The following is a 15,290-nucleotide window of genomic DNA, read 5'->3' as shown; positions in this document are numbered from 1 at the left end:
CGCGCACGTCGGCGTTGACCCGTTGCTGCGTCGCAACCGAGAGCAGGTGGCCACGCTCTCGGAGATGCTGCGGGATGATGCATTATCTGGTCGACCGCTATCATGACGAGCCGCTGAGCTGGCGCGACGTCGAGGCGCTGCCGATCGTCGCCTTCGCGCTGTTGCTGGTGATCGCGGTGGCGCGGATGCAGCAGGAGCTGGCACCCGCCCTGTCGGGCGAGTTCGTCAAGGCGCTCGCGCTGGTCTTCCTGCTGGGTGCGCGCAAGCTGCTGGGCGACATCGTCGCGCGCGCCGACGATCCCGACGATGCCGAGGACAGCGCGCTCGCGATCGAGGCCGCGCCCGCCGAATGATCGTCGGTCGCGCGCCGCGCATCCGCCAGACGCTCTATCCGGCGTGGCGGACGCTCGCCGTCCTGTTCGTCTGGGACTCGGCGGTCACGCTCTTCTATTACGCCCTGCCCTTCACCGCGCCCGCGCTGCCGATCACGCTGTTCGGCACGGTGCTGGGCCTGTTCCTCGGCTTCCGCACCAACTCGGCCTATCAGCGCTGGTGGGAGGGGCGGACGCTCTGGGGCGCGATGATCAACGCCTCGCGCAGCCTCGCGCGCGCCGTGCTCGGCTTCATCCCCGACGACAGCGTCGCGGCGGCGTCGATGAAGCGGCTGATCGTCCGGCGCCAGATCGCTTATGTCCACGCCCTGCGCTGCCAGTTGCGGCGGCAGGATCCCGCGCCCGAGATCGAGCGGCTGCTCGGCGCGGAGGTCGCCGCCGAGGTGACCGCGCGCACCAACCCCGCCAACGCGCTGCTCGACGGCACGACGCGGATGATCGCGGACATCCGCCGCGAGGGCCTGATCGACACGATCGAGCAGACCCAGATCGAGCGCGTGATGGTCGACATCGCCAACGCGCAGGGCGGGATGGAGCGGCTCAAGAACACCCCGCTGCCCGCGCAATATCGCACCTTCCCGGTGTTCTTCGCCAAGCTGATGTGCCTGCTCCTGCCGTTCGGGCTGGTGGAGACGCTGGAATGGGCCACCCCGATCGGCTCGTCGGTCGCTGGGTTCATGTTCCTGGCGGGACTGCAGGTGGCGGACGATCTGGTCGATCCCTTCGCCAACACCGTCCACGACGTGCCGCTGAGCGCGATGTGCCGGACGATCGAGATCGATCTGCTCCAGGCCGCGGGCTATGACGCCCCCGCCCCGCTCCAGCCGGTGCGCAGCGTCCTGTGGTGACGACGATCGCGTGAGTGGGAGGCTTCTGTTGCCCGGTGCCTCCCGAACCGCTGGAATCCCCTTCTGTTGCCCGGTGGGGTCCGACCGCGCTTTTTTGGTGTAACGTCAGGCCGTTAGGCCGTCAGTTACGCCGCAATCGCGAGTGCTTCGTTGTCGTTGGCACTTGTGGATATGATCGGTTTTACGGCGCAATCAGGCCGGACAGCAATCTGGTCTTTCAACACACGTCGATCCTAGTTCGGCCCCGCGGAAAACGGCGATCACGACCGTCGCTTTCCGTGGAGCCGCCGGGTACCGCCCCCGGGTCCGCTGCGCCTATTACACCAAACCTTCTACCATCATAGCTGCCGAGGCAGCGCTTCCGTTATAAGCGCTGCGGGGTCGTTTTCAAGGCGCCGCGCCGCGGCCGCTACTGCCGGCCGCGCGATTCCACGCTATAGCCGTGGAGCCCCTGCGGATAGGGATTGACCGCGACGCGCGTCCCCATCTGCCCCTCCGGCCCGCCGAAGCTGGCGCGATGCCAGCGCCCCTGTTTGGCGATCAGCACGTCCCCCGGGCTGGCACCGCGGATCAGCGGCTCGCCCTCGATCTGGAGGTCGACATTGCCCTCCATCACGAACCAGAATTCGTCGTAGCCGACATGGAAATGCCCCAGGTTCGACGCGGGCGGGGTGGGCGTGGCGCGGCCGCGGATGTTGTTCACGAACAGATGCTGGGTCGCGACGAAGGCGGTGGCGCGCGCGCCACCCTCCACCACGTCCTTGAAATAATCGAGGTAGAGCGGGTGCGTCGCGTCGGGCGCGCCGGCCCCGCCCGAGACGAGCCGCCGCTCGTAGCGGAACCCCGGCGCGTCGCGCGGCCGTTCGGCAACGGCGGGATAGAGCGGCAGGTCGCTCGCGGCATGGATCTCGAACCATAATGCCGGCCGGTCGCCGACCGTCTCGAGCGTGAACGGCACGCGCAGCGGCACGTCGATCTCGAACCCCTTGCCCGCGACGAACGGCGCCTGCCCCTCGACCGCGACGCGTAGCTGCCCCTCCCACACGATGATCGCGGTGCGATTGTCGGCATAGGCCACCGCGGCGGTGCGCTTGCCCGGCGCCTGCTGGTGCCAGTCGGCGACGAGATCGCGGTTGCGCACGATCGGCTGCGACCAGTCCGCCGCGCCGCGATGGAGCGCGCGGACGTCGGCGAGCTTCCACCACGGCCGGTTGGGCGCGTCATAGGCGGCGTAGGGCGTCTTCTTGGGCACCCACATCTCGACCGGGGCGGGCGGCGCGGGACGCGGTGCGGGCGCTTGCGCGGTCAGCGCGAGCGCGGCGAGCGCCAGCGCGACGGCACGGCTCCGGCGGCGGTGGTGGATCATCGTTGCTCCCCTCTCATGCTCATGGCTCATCGCGCGGCCAGCGCTGGGTCGAGCGCCGCGGCGCGCGCGCCGCCGATCAGCCGGCGCGGGTCCACCGCGGCCCAGGCGGCGATGCCGACCAGCACCACCGCCGCGCCCGTGCCGAACGCCGCGGCCCAGCCGTGGCGCGCCGCGATCCACGGCGTCAGCGAGGCGGTCAGCGCGCCGCCGAGCTGGCAACCGACGTTCATCAGCCCGGAGACCACCCCGGTATGGCGCCCCGCGATGTCCGCGGTGACCGACCAGAAGGAGCTCTGCGACAGGTACATCGCACCGCCGCCGAGCGCGAGCGTCAGCACCGCCAGCGGCGCGCTGGCGACCTGCGACCCGATCAGCAGGAACAAGGCGGTCAGCGCGAAGGACAGCATCGCCAGCCCCGACCGTCCCCAATAGAGGCCATGCCGCCGCGACACCCAGTCGTTGACGACGCCGCCGACGAGACAGCCGATCGTCATCGCGACGAAGGGGGCCATGCCGAACAGCGCGCTCGCCTTCAGATCGAGCCCGCGCGCCTCCGCCAGATAGATGAAGAACCAACTGAAGAAGATCCAGACGACATAGCCGAACGCGAAATAGCCGAGGAACAGCCCCCAGACCGCGCGGCTGGTCAGGATCGCGCGCCACGGGATCGGCCCGGCGGGTTCGTCGGGCTCGTGCGGCAGCCCGGCCTCGATGTGCGCCAGCTCGGCCGCATCGATCTTCGGGTGATCCTGCGGCCGGTCGCGCGCCATCGCATACCAGACCGCCGCCGCGACCACGCCGATCAGCGCGCAGACGTAGAAGGACGCGCGCCAGCCGCCCAACGCGATCACCGCGCTGATGAGCGGCGGGGTCAGTCCCGAGCCCGCCCCCACCCCCGCGAAGATCAGGCCGTTGGCCTTGCCGCGCTCCTGCGCCGGCACCCAGCGCGAGACGAACTGGTTGCCCGAGGGGTAGACCGCGGCCTCGCCGATCCCGAGCCCGAAGCGCACCAGGATCAGCAGCGTGATCGCGTGCGCGCTGCCCGCGGGCACCCAGGCGGTGGCGACGCTGAACACGCCCCACCAGAGCAGCGCGAGCGTGAGCAGCAGGCGCGGGCCGATCCGCGCGGCGAGCCAGCCCGCCGGGATCTGAAAGGCGGCATAGCCGATCAGGAAGGCGCTGAAGACCCAGCCGAGCTGGATCGGGTCGATGGCATAGTCCCGGCGCATCTGGAGGCCCGCGACCGAGATGTTGGTGCGATCCAGGAACGCGATCGCGCTGATGACGAACAGCATCGCCACCAGCCTCACCCGCACCGACGTGCGTCTCGTCGCCGCCATCTCTCTCTCCCGGACGCGCGGCTAACGACCGCATTATATCCTATATGATTCTGTGTAGAGCCGTTGTAAGCGTGCGTAAAGCCCGACCCGATCGGGCGCTGACGGGAGAGACAGGGTGGGGGCGAGGCGATCCTTCACGCACGGTGCGGCCGCGATACTGGCGCTGGCACTCGGCGGCTCGGCGGTCGCGGGCGATGCGATAGTCGCCGACGGCGCGCGCGCGCCGACACGCCCCCTCGACCAGCGCATCGGCCACACCGACCCCGCGCGCTATCGCCAGCTCGCCCAGGTCCATGGCGGCGCGGGCACGATGGCGTTCGCGCCGCTGCTCGGCGCCGACGCGCTGTCCACCAACCTCATCTTCGTCCACCGCGGCGTGATCGCGCCGCACAGCGGGATCGGGCAGCATTTCCACCACCAGTGCGAGGAGATGTTCGTCATCCTCGACGGCGAGGCGCAGTTCACCGTCGACGGCCGCACCGCCACGATCGCGGGACCGGCGGCGGTACCCGACCGAATGGGCCACGCGCACGCGCTGTACAATGCCTCGGACCGGCCGGTGCAATGGCTCAACATCAACGTCGGCCAGACCAAGCGCTACGACAATCTCGACCTCGGCGACTCGCGCGAGGGCGCGCCGCTCGACCGCGTCGCGCAGTTCGCGGCGGTGAGGTTCGACCGCGACAAGCTCACGCCGCGCGGCGCGGTGCGCATGCGCCGGCTGCTGGGGCCTGAGGTCTTCACCACGCCCTGGGCGTTCGTCGATCATGTGCTGGTCCCTCCCGGCGCCGCGCTCGACGGCGCCGCCGCGCCGGGCATCAGCGAGATGGTCTATGTCATCGCCGGCGCCGGCGAGGCGCAGGTCGCGGGCGAGCGCGCCGCGCTGCGCGCCGGCGACGCGCTGCCGGTCGAGGTCGGCACCACACGCACGCTGCGCGCTACCGGCGCGGCGCCGCTCGAGCTGATGGTGGTCGGCGTCGCGCGCGATCTCGCCGCCAAAGCCGCCTACGCCGCCACACTTCCCCCACGCTGACCCTCGGAGAGGACCTGCCGATGCAACGCCGCTCGCTCCTGCAACTGATCGCCGCGATAGGGGCCGGCTCGACCGTGCCAGCCGCCGCGCGCGCCGCCGCGCCGACGCGCAAGCCGATCGTGCTCTACTGCGACCTCGCGGTCGACCCCGCGCGCGAGCAGGAGATGCTCGACGCCTTCCACCAGCATTTCCTCCCCGCGGCGCGAAGCTTCCGCGGTCGCGGCTTCATCGACCTGAAGATGCTCAAGCTCCGGACAGTGATCCAGGGCCAGCCGGCGCCGCCCGCCGGGGTGAACTATCGCTTCCAGCTCACCTATGAGAGCGAGGAGCAGCGCCAGGTGTGGATCCGCTCGGACGTGCACGAGCGCAACTGGCCGCTGATCGAGCGCACCGTGCTCAACCGCGACTATCTCGTCCTGCTGACCGACGCGGTGTGAGGATGCGGAATGCTCTGCTGCTCGCCGCCGCGCTGCTGGCGCTCCCCGCCCCCGCCGCGGCGCAGGAGGAAGCCCCGCGGGTCGAGCGGCTCGCCCCTGCGCTCGACGCGCTGATCGCGCCGGGCACGACGCTCGAGCGGGTCGCGACCGGCTTCGGCTTCACCGAGGGTCCTTTGTGGCATGACGGGCGCCTGTGGTTCTCCGACGTCAGCGGCGACACGCTGCGCGCGGTCGACCCGTCCGGCCGCGTCGAGGAGCTGATCGCCAACGCCGGCGGCCTGCCCGACCCGCCCGCGGGCAAGAGCATCGGCCCCAACGGGATGGTACCCGATCGCGACGGCAGCGTGCTGCTGGCGCAGATGGGCGCGCGCCGCATCGTGCGCGTCGGCGCGGACCGCCGCGTCACGCCGGTGATCGCCGACTATCGCGGCAAGCGGCTCAACAGCCCCAACGACCTCGTCTTCGCCGGCGACGGCGCGCTGTGGTTCACCGACCCGCCGTTCGGCCTGTTCAACGGCATGGACCGTGATCCGGCCAAGCAGCTGCCGTACAACGCGGTGTTCCGCTACGCCGGCGGCAAGCTGACGCCGGTGATCACCGACCTGACGCTGCCCAACGGCATCGGCTTCTCGCCCGACGGGCGCACCTTGTACGTCACCGATTACGGGCCACCGGGCACGATCTATGCCTATCGGGTGGGACGTGGCGGGGCGCTGTCAGGGCGGCGCGTGCTGATCCCCTTTCCCGCGGGCGGCGACGGTGGCGCGGACGGGCTCAAGGTCGACGCGCGCGGCAACGTCTGGGCGACCGGGCCGGGCGGCGTCCATGTGATCTCGCCCGCGGGCACGGTGCTCGGCCGCATCCTGCTGCCCGAGGTCGCCGCCAACCTCGCCTTCGCGGGCGATGGTCACACGCTCTACATCACGGCGTCGACCAGCGTGTACCGACTGCGCACGACCGTGGCGGGGGTGCTGCCGCGCTACGCTCGGTGACAGGGGGGCGGTTGCGCTGCCCGTCTAGCGCCCTCGCCTCATCCCGTCCTAGCTGTTTGATCCACTTAGGTTGACCGTGCTCCGCGAACGCCGGAGCCCAGGGCCGCAGGCGTGACGCTGGTGGCCCTCGGCTCCTGCCTCCGCAGGAGCACCTGCGCTGGGTCACACCAGATCGATCACACACTGGCGTCATCCTGAACTCGTTTCAGGATCCACCCATCCACACATCCAGAGGCCGAGGCGCTGGCGGCACCGTGGATCCTGAGACAAGCTCAGGATGACGGCAAGGTTGGGGCGAGCCGCGCTCCGGCTCAGACGCCTCCCCTCAATGCCCGGTCGCGCCGGCCTTCCTGTCGGTCGCTAGATTGGCGACGAGATAATCGCTCATCACTTTCTGTTCCTCGGGCGAGAGCTCGGCGCCGCGGTCGATCATCGACTGCACCAGGGCCGGCCATTCGGCGGCGGACTTGTGCGCGGCGAAGACCTGGTTGGTGGTGTGGCAGAAGCCGCAGCGCTCGTTGATCAGGTCCAGCCCCGGCCCCGGCGCGGGGGTGGCGGGCTGCTGCGCCGCCAGCGCGGCCGCGCCCAGCAGCGCCGCGGCAGCGGCCGCGACACTGGCGGCGGCGAGACGGACGATCGGATCGGTCATGGCGATGGACCTCAGCGGACGGCGAAGGCGACCACCTGGTCGCTGGTCGCGGGTTGGAAGGCGAAGCCGCCGGTCGCCACCGCGGCGACCATCTGGCGGCCGTCGGCGGCGCGATAGGTCATCGGCGTGCCGTAGTTGGACGCGGGCAGCGGCGCCGACCACAGCAGCGCGCCGCTCTTCGTTTCGAAGCCGCGGATCGTGGCGTCGCGCGTCGCGCCGATGAAGGTCAGCCCGCTGGCAGTGGTGATCGGTCCGCCCGCGCTGATCACGCCGTTCGCGGCGAAGGCGGGATCGTCGTTCGTGCCCAGCACCTTGCGCCACGCCACCGCGCCGGTGTCGACGTTCACCGCGACCAGCTCGCCCCACGGCCCCTTCTGGCACGGCAGGCCGGTCTCCTTGTCCTGGAAGTAGGCGTAGCCCGCCTTCATGCCCCAGCTGCCGTCGGGCTGCTGCGCGAGCTGCTGCGGGCTGGCGAGATTGTTGACGTTGACGACGTACAGCCCGCTTTTCGGATCGAACGCGCCCCCGCCCCAGTCGACCCCGCCGAGGCTGCCGGGGAAGAAGTTGACCGCGCTGTCGGCGCGCAGCGGCTGGAACGGCTTGCTCGGCGCGACGGTGAGATCGGCGACCAGCTTCTCGCACGCGGCGCGCAGCGCGGGCGGCCCGTCGACCAGATCGGTCGCGGCATAGCTCAGCCGCGCCAGCGGCGGCGGCGTGACCGGCATCGGCTGGGTCGGCCAGGGCTGCTCGCCGGGGATATCGGTGTCGGTCGGGACCGGCACTTCGCGCACGTCGTACAGCGGCTTGCCGGTGACGCGGTCGAGGATGAACATCGTCGCAGTCTTGTTCATCACCGCGATCGCGGGGATCGTGCGGCCGCCGCGGCGCACCTCGATCAGCGTCGCGCTGGGCAGGTCGACGTCCCAGATGTCGTGGTGGACCGTCTGGAAGTGCCAGAGATACTTGCCCGTCGCCGCCTCGACCGCGACGATCGAGTTGCCGTACAGATTCTGCCCCTTGCGATCCCCGCCCCAGCGATCGAACGTCGGCGCGCCGACCGGCAGATAGGCGATGCCGCGCTTGTCGTCGACGAGCACGAAGGTCCAGACGTTCGTGCCCGAGCGCTTCTGCCAGCTGTCGCCCTCCCAGGTGCCGAAATTGGGCTCGCCCGGCTGCGGGATGGTGTGGAAGGTCCAGAGCAATCTGCCGGTGCGCGCGTCCCAGCCGCGCACGTCGCCGGCGGCGCCTTTCACCGGCATCTCCTGCACGCGCGAGCCGGTGATGATGACGTCGCGGTAGATCGCGGGCGGGCTGCTCATACCGAGCGGCGCGCGCGTGCCGTTCATCACCTCGGGCGTCTTCATGTCCACCGCCCCGGCGGTGCCGAAGCCGGCGGCGGGCTGACCCGTGGCGGCGTCGAGCGCGATCAGCTTGCCGCTGCGCGTGCCGAAGACGATCCGCGCGCCCGTCCCCTTGCCGCCGGGCCAGTAAGCGACGCCGCGCGTCGAGGGCTGGTCGTTGCCCGGCAGCGCGAAGACCCAGCGCTCCGCGCCCGTCGCGGCATCCAGCGCGACGACGCGCTTGTAGGGCGTGGCGAGATACATGATCCCCTTGACCACCAGCGGCGTCGCCTCGGAGGCGGAGAAGCCGGTGCGGAACTTGGCGGGGACGCTGTCGGGCATCGGGATCGTCTCGCCCGTCGTGCCCGCGGGGCGCATGTGATAGGTCCACACCTGCCGCAGCCTGGCGACGTTCGCGGGCGTGATCTCGGTCAGCGGCGAGTGGCGCGCGTGGCTCTCGTCGCGGCCATAACCCTGCCAGTCGCCCTTGGCCTGCGCGAGCAGCGGCGCGCCCGCGCCCGCAATTAGCGCCGCCGCCGCGGCCAGCATCGTCCCCGCCCGCGCGACGCGCCTCTCAGGGCGCTTGATCCTGCTCGCCACGCTCCACTCTCCCGTTCGGCGACGTTGCGTTCCGCGCCGGGCGGCCACAACGTTGTCCCGTCATTTCAACGGTGCTAGCAAGCCGCTCGATCCTATACAATATGATCTGTGGCGGATCGGCGCGGGCTGGGGCCGCGTCACGTGTGAGGAGAGAGACATGCCGGACTTGCCGCTGAAGGGCCTGAGAGTGCTCGATATCTCGCAGGTGATGGCGGGGCCGTTCTGCTGCATGCTGCTCGGCGACATGGGCGCGGACGTGATCAAGATCGAACCGCCGCGTACCGGCGATTCGACCCGCCACTCGATGGGCTTTCGGCTCAAGGGCGAGGACAGCCCCGGCTTCCTCGCGCTCAACCGCAACAAGCGCAGCATCACGCTCGACCTCAAGGACGAGGCCGACCGCGCGGTGCTCTACGCCTTGGTGCAGACCGCCGACATCGTGGTGGAGAACGCCCGCCCCGGCGTCGCGCAGCGGCTCGGCATCGACTATGACACGCTCGCCGCGCTCAACCCGCGGCTGATCTACGCCAGCATCTCCGGCTTCGGCCAGACCGGCCCGTGGGCGCAGCGCCCCGGTTTCGACCTGATCGCGCAGGCGATGTCGGGCGTGCTCAGCTCGAACGGCTTTCCCGGCATGGAGCCGGCCAAGAACTCGATCGCGGTGGCGGACCTCGGCGCCGGGCTCTTCTCGGTGTACGGCATCCTCAGCGCGGTAATCGGGCGGCAGGCGTCGGGACAGGGGCAGTATATCGACGCCTCGCTGCTCGAGGCCGCGATGGGGCTTTCGATCTGGGAGACGACCGAATATTGGGGCACCGGCCGCGCGCCGACGCCGATCGGCTCGGCCAACCGCATGTCGGCACCGTATCAGGCGGTGCGCGCGTCGGACGATTGGTTCGTGATCGGCGCGGCGAACCAGGGCCTGTGGCTCAAGCTGCTCCAGGTGATCGGCCGACCCGAGCTGCAGGACGACGAGCGCTACGCCACCAACGCCGCGCGCGTGGCGAACCGCGAGGTGCTGATCGAGGAACTGGCGCCGACCTTCGTGACGCGCACCAGCCAGGAGTGGATCGACCTGCTGCTCGCCGCGGGCGTGCCGGCGGCGCCGATCCTCGACTATGGCGAGGCGGTGGCGAGCGAGCAGGCGGTCGCGCGCGACATGGTGATGCAGGTGCCGCATCCGGTCGAGGGCGAGTTCCGCGCGCTCGGCTTTCCCGTGAAGATGCGCGGCACACCGCAGGAGGTGCGCCTGCCCCCGCCCCTGCTCAACGAGCATGACGCCGAGATCCGCCGCGAGCTGGCCGAGCGCGGGCTGCTGCCCGCGGCGACCGAGGCGGTGGCGTGAGCGGGATCGTCGTCACGCGCGACGGTGACGCGGTCCATGTCCGGTTCGACAACCCCGCCGCGCACAACGCGCTGACCAGTGCGATGTGGCTGGCGCTGCGCGACGCCGCGCGCGCGGTCGCGGACGATCCCAGCGTCCGCGTGGTGACCTTCCGCGGTACCGGGGGGAAAGCGTTCATCTCGGGCACCGACATCACCAAATTCGCCGATTACGCCGAGGGCGCGCAGGGCGTCGCCTACGAACGCGAGATCGACGAGTGTATGGGCGCGATCGACGCCTTGCCGTGCACCACGATCGCGGTGGTGGAAGGCTGGGCGGTCGGCGGCGGGCTCAACATCAGCTCGGCGTGCGACTTCCGCGTGGCGACCCCTGACGCGCGCTTCGGCTCGCCGATCGGGCGGACGATCGGCAACTGCCTCTCCGCCGCCAGCCTGGCGCGGATCGGCGGCGCGGTGGGCGTGGCGGTGGCGCGACGGATGGTGCTGCTCGGCGAGATCGTCGGGGCGGAGGAGCTGCGCGCGAGCGGCTTCCTGCTCAAGGTGGTGGAGCGCGACGCGCTCGACGCCGAGGTGGCGGCCCTGTGCGCGCGCGCCGCGGAGAACGCGCCGCTGACGACGCGGGTGACGAAGGAGACGCTGCGGCGAATGACCTTCGACGGCCTGCCCGCGATCGAGCCGCTGATCGAGCAGGTGTACGGCAGCGCCGATTTCCGGCGCGGCGTGGCGGACTTCCTGGCCAAGACCAAGCGTGTGCCGGCGTGGACGGGGGAGTGAGCGAGCATCTCCCACTAGCGTCATCCTGAACTCGTTTCAGGATCCACTGTCCCGCGAGCGCCCCGGCGCCTAGTGGTGCGGCACGGTGGATCCTCAAACGAGTTCAGGATGACGCCGGCAAGTGCGGCAGTCCAAGCCTCCCCTACCCCACCGGCTTGGGCGCGATCATGATCCCCGCCGCCATCGGCTGGCTCGGTGGCAGCGGCAGCTTGCCCGCGGGGAAACCGTTGACCTCGAAGATATAGGCCTGAATGTCGGCGACGGTCTTGCCCGGCAGGCTCCCGGGCGCGCTCAACGGCATCGTCGTCTTGATGCGCGAGAACAGGTCGCCCGCGGAGGTGCCGTTCCAATTGTTGAGGAAGCCGCCGCCGACCAGCGCGGGCGCGACGTCGATCCCGGCCAGCGTATCGCCGTGGCAGGCGGCGCAATTCTCGGCATAGGCCAGCTTGCCGCGCGCGGCCTGCTCGGCGGTGTAGACGCCGTTCCACACGTCGCGCTGCCCGCCCTGCGCCCGCACCACCACCGCGCTGCCGAGCGTCAGCGCCGCCGCGCCGAGCGCCCAGAGGCCATATCGCGTCGTCCGCTCCATCATCACGCTACTCCCGGCAGTCGGTAGGCGACCAGCTCCGCGCTGGCATTGCCGCCGCCCGTGGCGACGACGATATATTGGCGCCCTTTCAGACGATAGGTCATCGGCGATCCGCTCTGCGGCGCGGTCATGTACACCGCGCCTTTCTCCTCGCCGGTGGCCTTGTCATAGGCGCGCAGCATCGCGCCGCGGATGCCGTACTCGTTGGTGTAGAAGCCCGCCTCGCCGCAGATCACCAAGGTCTTGGTCACCAATGGGCCAAGGTTGCCGGCGCGGCCGGTGCGCGGGATCTTGCGCCCCTTGAGCGCGGGATGGTTGCGCACGTTGTCGGGCGTCTCGCCGTGCGCGACCTGCCAGGCGAGATCGCCCTTGCTCAGGTCGATCGCGGTGATCCGGCCGTACGGCGGCTTGAGCAGCGGCAGACCGTCGACGGCGAGGAAGCCCGGTGGCGGTCCCTTGGACGCGCCGGCGGGCTTGCCCCCCGCCGGGGCGCCCGCGGGCGGCGCCTCCATGTTGGGCATCCTCGGCCTGGTAGAGCCCATCGCCGGCAGCGCGCGCGCCTCGCGCCCGGCCACGCCATGCACCTGCGGGAACTCGGACACCTTGGGATCGGCGTTGGGCACGATCCCCATCAGCGAGGGCTGCGTCTTGGAATAGACGTAGACCATGTGCGTCTCGGGGTCGTAGCAGCCGCCCGGCCAGTTGGTCCCGCCCTGGACCCCCGGCGCCGAGATCGTCCCCCAGCGGCCCGGCTTGCTCACCGTCGGCGGCGTGAAGAGCGGGCCGATCTTGTACGACTTCACGAACTCGACCGCCTTGGCGCGGAGCGCCGGGGTGAAGTCGATGAGGTCGTCCTCGGTCACACCCTGCACGTCATAGGCGGGCGGCTTGGACGGGACCGGCTGGGTCGGGCTGTACCATTCGCCGGGCACGTCGCCGCGCTCGACCTTGCGCTCGACGATCGGCCAGATCGGCTTGCCCGTCGCGCGGTCGAGCACGTACAGGAACGCCTGCTTGGTCGGCTGCGCGAGCGCCTTGACGGTGCGGCCGCCGACCGGGATGTCGCACAGGATCGGCGCACACGGGATGTCGCGATCCCACAGCCCGTGATGCACCAGCTGATAATGCCAGCGGCGCTTCCCGGTCTCGAGGTCGAGCGCGACCAGCGATTCGCCGAACAGCGCGTTGCCGCGCCGGAACATGCCCATCTCGTCGCCGGTCGGCAGCTCGACCGGGACGTACACGAGCCCCAGTTCCTCGTCGGCGGACATCTCGGCCCAGGCACCGGCATTGCCCGCCTCGTCGGCGTCGCCGTTGAGCCAGGTGTCGTAGCCGTACTCGCCCTTGCGCGGGATCGTGTGGAAGATCCACTTGCGCTTGCCCGTGCGCACGTCGAAGCCGCGGATATAGCCCTTCACGTTCTTGCGCACCGCCGGCACGTCGCCCGCGGTATGCGCCGCGCCGACCACCACCGTGTCGCGCGCCACCATCGGCGTGGCGTGGAGGCCGACGTCGGCGGTGTCGACGTCGAGCTCCTGGTCGAAGTCCTTCTTGAGATCGACGATGCCGTTGGTGCCGAAATCGGGATCGGGGATGCCCGTGTTGGCGTCGAGCGAGACCAGCTGGTAGCCGATCGTGACGTAGAGGATCCGCTCGACCGTCCCGTCGGTCCAATAGGATACGCCGTGGCCGGAGAGCTGGCGCGGCGAGTTGAGCGCGCGCTGTCCCTCGTCGACGCGGTGCATCCACAGCAGCTCGCCGGTCGCCGCGTCGAGCGCGACGCAGTCGCGGCGCGACCCGGCGGGGAGGAACAGACGGCCCTTCACCAGCAGCGGGGTCGGCTCGAACTGATATTCCTTGCGCGCGCCGAACACGTCGGTCTTGACGCTCCAGGCGATCTCGAGGTCGTTGAAATTGTCGGCGTTGATCTGGTCGAGCGGCGAGTAGCGCGTGTTCGCCTTGTCCGCGGCGTAGCTGCGCCACTCGGTGTCGGGCGGCGGCGCGTCCGCGTCCTGCATCGGCGCCGCCAGCGCCGCCGGGTCGATCGCGAGCACCAGCGCCGAGGCGGCGGTGCCCGCCAGCAGGTGGCGGCGGGTGAGACCCGGCGCGCTCACCACGTCACCGCGATATATTTCGCCTCGCAATATTCGAGCAGGCCGTGGTGCGACCCTTCGCGCCCGAGCCCGCTCTGCTTCATGCCGCCGAACGGCGCGGCGGCGTCCGACACCAGCCCGCGGTTGACCGCGACCATGCCGCACTCGATCCGCTCGGCTACCGCCAGCGCGCGCTTGAGATCGGCCGAATAGACATAAGCGGCGAGGCCGTACTCGGTGTCGTTGGCTAGCGCGACCGCCTCCTCGGCGGTGTCGAACGCGGTCACCGCCGCGACCGGGCCGAACACTTCCTCGCGCAGGATCTCGGAGCCGGGCCTCACATCCGCGATCACCGAGGGCGGGTAGAAATAGCCGTCGCCGGCGGGGGTCTCGCCGCCCAGCTCGACCCGCGCGCCCTTGGCGACCGCGTCGGCGACGAGTCGCTCGATCTTGTCGACCGCCTTGCGGTTGATCATCGCGCCGCACTGGGTGGCGGGATCGGTGCCGGCGCCGACCTTCAGCGCGCCCATGCGCTCGACCAATCTGGCCACGAAGGCGTCGTGGATGCCGCGCTGGACGTACAGCCGGTTGGCGGCGGTGCAGGCCTCGCCGGCGTTGCGCATCTTGGCGACCATCGCCCCCTCGATCGCGGCGTCGAGGTCGGCGTCGTCGAACACCACGAAGGGTGCGTTGCCGCCGAGTTCCATCGACGCGCTGATCACTTGGTCGGCCGCCTCGCGCAGCAGCACGCGGCCGACCTGGGTCGAGCCGGTGAAGGACAGCTTGCGCACGCGCGGGTCGTGCAGGATCGCGCTGCACACCGCGCCGGGCTGGCTGGTGGTGACGACGTTGACCACGCCCGCGGGTACGCCGGCGCGGCGCATGATCTCGGCCACCGCCAAGGCGGTCAGCGGCGTCTCCGACGCGGGCTTGAGGATGCAGGTGCAGCCTGCCGCCAACGCCGGCGCGATCTTGCGCGTCGCCATCGCCGCGGGGAAGTTCCACGGCGTGATCAGCAGCGCGATGCCGATCGGCTGATATTGCACCATGATGCGGTTGCCGCCCGCGGGCGACGTCCCCAGCTCGCCGGGGATGCGCACCGCTTCCTCGGCGTACCAGCGGAAGAACTCGGCGGCATAGGCCACCTCGCCGCGCGCGTCGGTCAGCGCCTTGCCATTCTCCAGCGAGATCAGCTGCGCCAGCCACTCCTGCTGCGCCATCATCGCGTGGAAGCAGGCGAGCAGCACGTCGGCGCGCTTCCGCGGCGCGGTCGCGGCCCATTCGGCCGCAGCTGCCGCCGCGGCGTCCACCGCCGCGATCCCCTCCGCCACTGCGGCGTCGGCGACCTCGGTGAGCGTCGCGCCCGTGGCGGGATCGTCGACCGCGATCGTCGCGCCGTTCGCGGCGGCGGTCCAGCGCTCGCCGATCAGCAGGCCGGTGGGGATGGCGAACGGGCCGTCGCCCGGCGGAGTGTAGCTGGTCATCGGAGGCGT

At 70.7% G+C, this 15,290-nt stretch carries 14 protein-coding genes and 1 other RNA gene; 7 read left to right on the top strand and 8 right to left on the bottom strand.

All coding sequences use genetic code 11. The features are described 5' to 3' along the window. Positions 1-74 precede the first annotated feature (74 nt). Positions 75-353 carry a hypothetical protein gene (locus EV292_RS09140; protein WP_132908918.1) on the top strand — a complete coding sequence of 93 codons (279 nt, stop codon included), beginning with the start codon at positions 75-77 and terminating at the stop codon, positions 351-353. Continuing rightward, positions 350-1,240 carry a bestrophin family ion channel gene (locus EV292_RS09135; RefSeq protein WP_132908917.1) on the top strand — a complete coding sequence of 297 codons (891 nt, stop codon included), beginning with the start codon at positions 350-352 and terminating at the stop codon, positions 1,238-1,240. The genes EV292_RS09140 and EV292_RS09135 overlap by 4 nt, the downstream gene beginning before the upstream one ends. A gap of 13 nt (positions 1,241-1,253) precedes the next feature. Here EV292_RS09135 and ssrA read toward each other — a convergent pair. The 3 genes from ssrA to EV292_RS09120 form a co-directional block, all read right to left on the bottom strand. Continuing rightward, positions 1,254-1,635: a transfer-messenger RNA gene (gene ssrA, locus EV292_RS09130) on the bottom strand. A 14-nt stretch (positions 1,636-1,649) separates the two neighbouring features. Next, on the bottom strand, positions 1,650-2,606 hold the full coding sequence (locus EV292_RS09125; protein ID WP_132908916.1) for a cupin domain-containing protein: 957 nt from the start codon (positions 2,604-2,606) through the stop codon (positions 1,650-1,652). Positions 2,607-2,632: 26 nt separating this feature from the next. Further along, positions 2,633-3,946: an MFS transporter gene (locus EV292_RS09120; protein WP_132908915.1), complete on the bottom strand. Its 1,314-nt coding sequence runs from the start codon at positions 3,944-3,946 to the stop codon at positions 2,633-2,635. A gap of 115 nt (positions 3,947-4,061) precedes the next feature. Between EV292_RS09120 and EV292_RS09115 the strand changes: the two genes are divergently transcribed. Genes EV292_RS09115 through EV292_RS09105 form a run of 3 tightly spaced genes read left to right on the top strand, consistent with a single transcriptional unit; the run spans position 4,062 to position 6,408 of the window. After that, positions 4,062-4,979 carry a cupin domain-containing protein gene (locus EV292_RS09115; RefSeq protein ID WP_243693688.1) on the top strand — a complete coding sequence of 306 codons (918 nt, stop codon included), beginning with the start codon at positions 4,062-4,064 and terminating at the stop codon, positions 4,977-4,979. Positions 4,980-4,999: 20 nt separating this feature from the next. After that, complete coding sequence (locus EV292_RS09110; protein ID WP_132908914.1) at positions 5,000-5,416, top strand: hypothetical protein; 417 nt, start codon at positions 5,000-5,002, stop codon at positions 5,414-5,416. Positions 5,417-5,418: 2 nt separating this feature from the next. Continuing rightward, on the top strand, positions 5,419-6,408 hold the full coding sequence (locus EV292_RS09105) for an SMP-30/gluconolactonase/LRE family protein (RefSeq protein ID WP_132908913.1): 990 nt from the start codon (positions 5,419-5,421) through the stop codon (positions 6,406-6,408). Between the two features lie 325 nt (positions 6,409-6,733). Here the strand turns inward: EV292_RS09105 and EV292_RS09100 are convergent, their stop codons facing one another. After that, a complete protein-coding gene (locus EV292_RS09100) occupies positions 6,734-7,057 on the bottom strand; it encodes a hypothetical protein (RefSeq protein ID WP_132908912.1) in 324 nt (107 codons plus the stop codon). 11 nt (positions 7,058-7,068) lie between these two features. Continuing rightward, a complete protein-coding gene (locus tag EV292_RS09095; RefSeq protein ID WP_243693687.1) occupies positions 7,069-8,997 on the bottom strand; it encodes a PQQ-binding-like beta-propeller repeat protein in 1,929 nt (642 codons plus the stop codon). A gap of 157 nt (positions 8,998-9,154) precedes the next feature. Here EV292_RS09095 and EV292_RS09090 point away from each other — a divergent pair, with 157 nt between their 5' ends. After that, the gene (locus EV292_RS09090; RefSeq protein WP_132908911.1) at positions 9,155-10,342 is read left to right on the top strand and encodes a CoA transferase; all 1,188 of its coding nucleotides are present in this window, start codon (positions 9,155-9,157) and stop codon (positions 10,340-10,342) included. Further along, positions 10,339-11,115, top strand: coding sequence for an enoyl-CoA hydratase (locus tag EV292_RS09085; protein WP_132908910.1), 777 nt, complete (start codon positions 10,339-10,341; stop codon positions 11,113-11,115). The genes EV292_RS09090 and EV292_RS09085 overlap by 4 nt, the downstream gene beginning before the upstream one ends. Positions 11,116-11,257: 142 nt before the next feature. Here the strand turns inward: EV292_RS09085 and EV292_RS09080 are convergent, their stop codons facing one another. Genes EV292_RS09080 through EV292_RS09070 form a run of 3 tightly spaced genes read right to left on the bottom strand, consistent with a single transcriptional unit; the run spans position 11,258 to position 15,281 of the window. Next, complete coding sequence (locus tag EV292_RS09080) at positions 11,258-11,704, bottom strand: cytochrome c (protein ID WP_132909394.1); 447 nt, start codon at positions 11,702-11,704, stop codon at positions 11,258-11,260. Between the two features lie 2 nt (positions 11,705-11,706). Continuing rightward, a complete protein-coding gene (locus EV292_RS09075; protein WP_132909393.1) occupies positions 11,707-13,818 on the bottom strand; it encodes a PQQ-binding-like beta-propeller repeat protein in 2,112 nt (703 codons plus the stop codon). Then, entirely contained in the window at positions 13,815-15,281 is a 1,467-nt protein-coding gene (locus EV292_RS09070; protein WP_243693686.1) for an NAD-dependent succinate-semialdehyde dehydrogenase, read from the bottom strand. The genes EV292_RS09075 and EV292_RS09070 overlap by 4 nt, the downstream gene beginning before the upstream one ends. Positions 15,282-15,290: the final 9 nt, after the last annotated feature.

It is taken from the genome of Sphingomonas sp. BK235, assembly GCF_004345855.1.
GTDB lineage: Bacteria > Pseudomonadota > Alphaproteobacteria > Sphingomonadales > Sphingomonadaceae > Sphingomonas.
The sequence above is the reverse complement of the archived record's forward strand: the minus strand, read 5'-3'. Positions and strand labels throughout refer to the sequence as shown.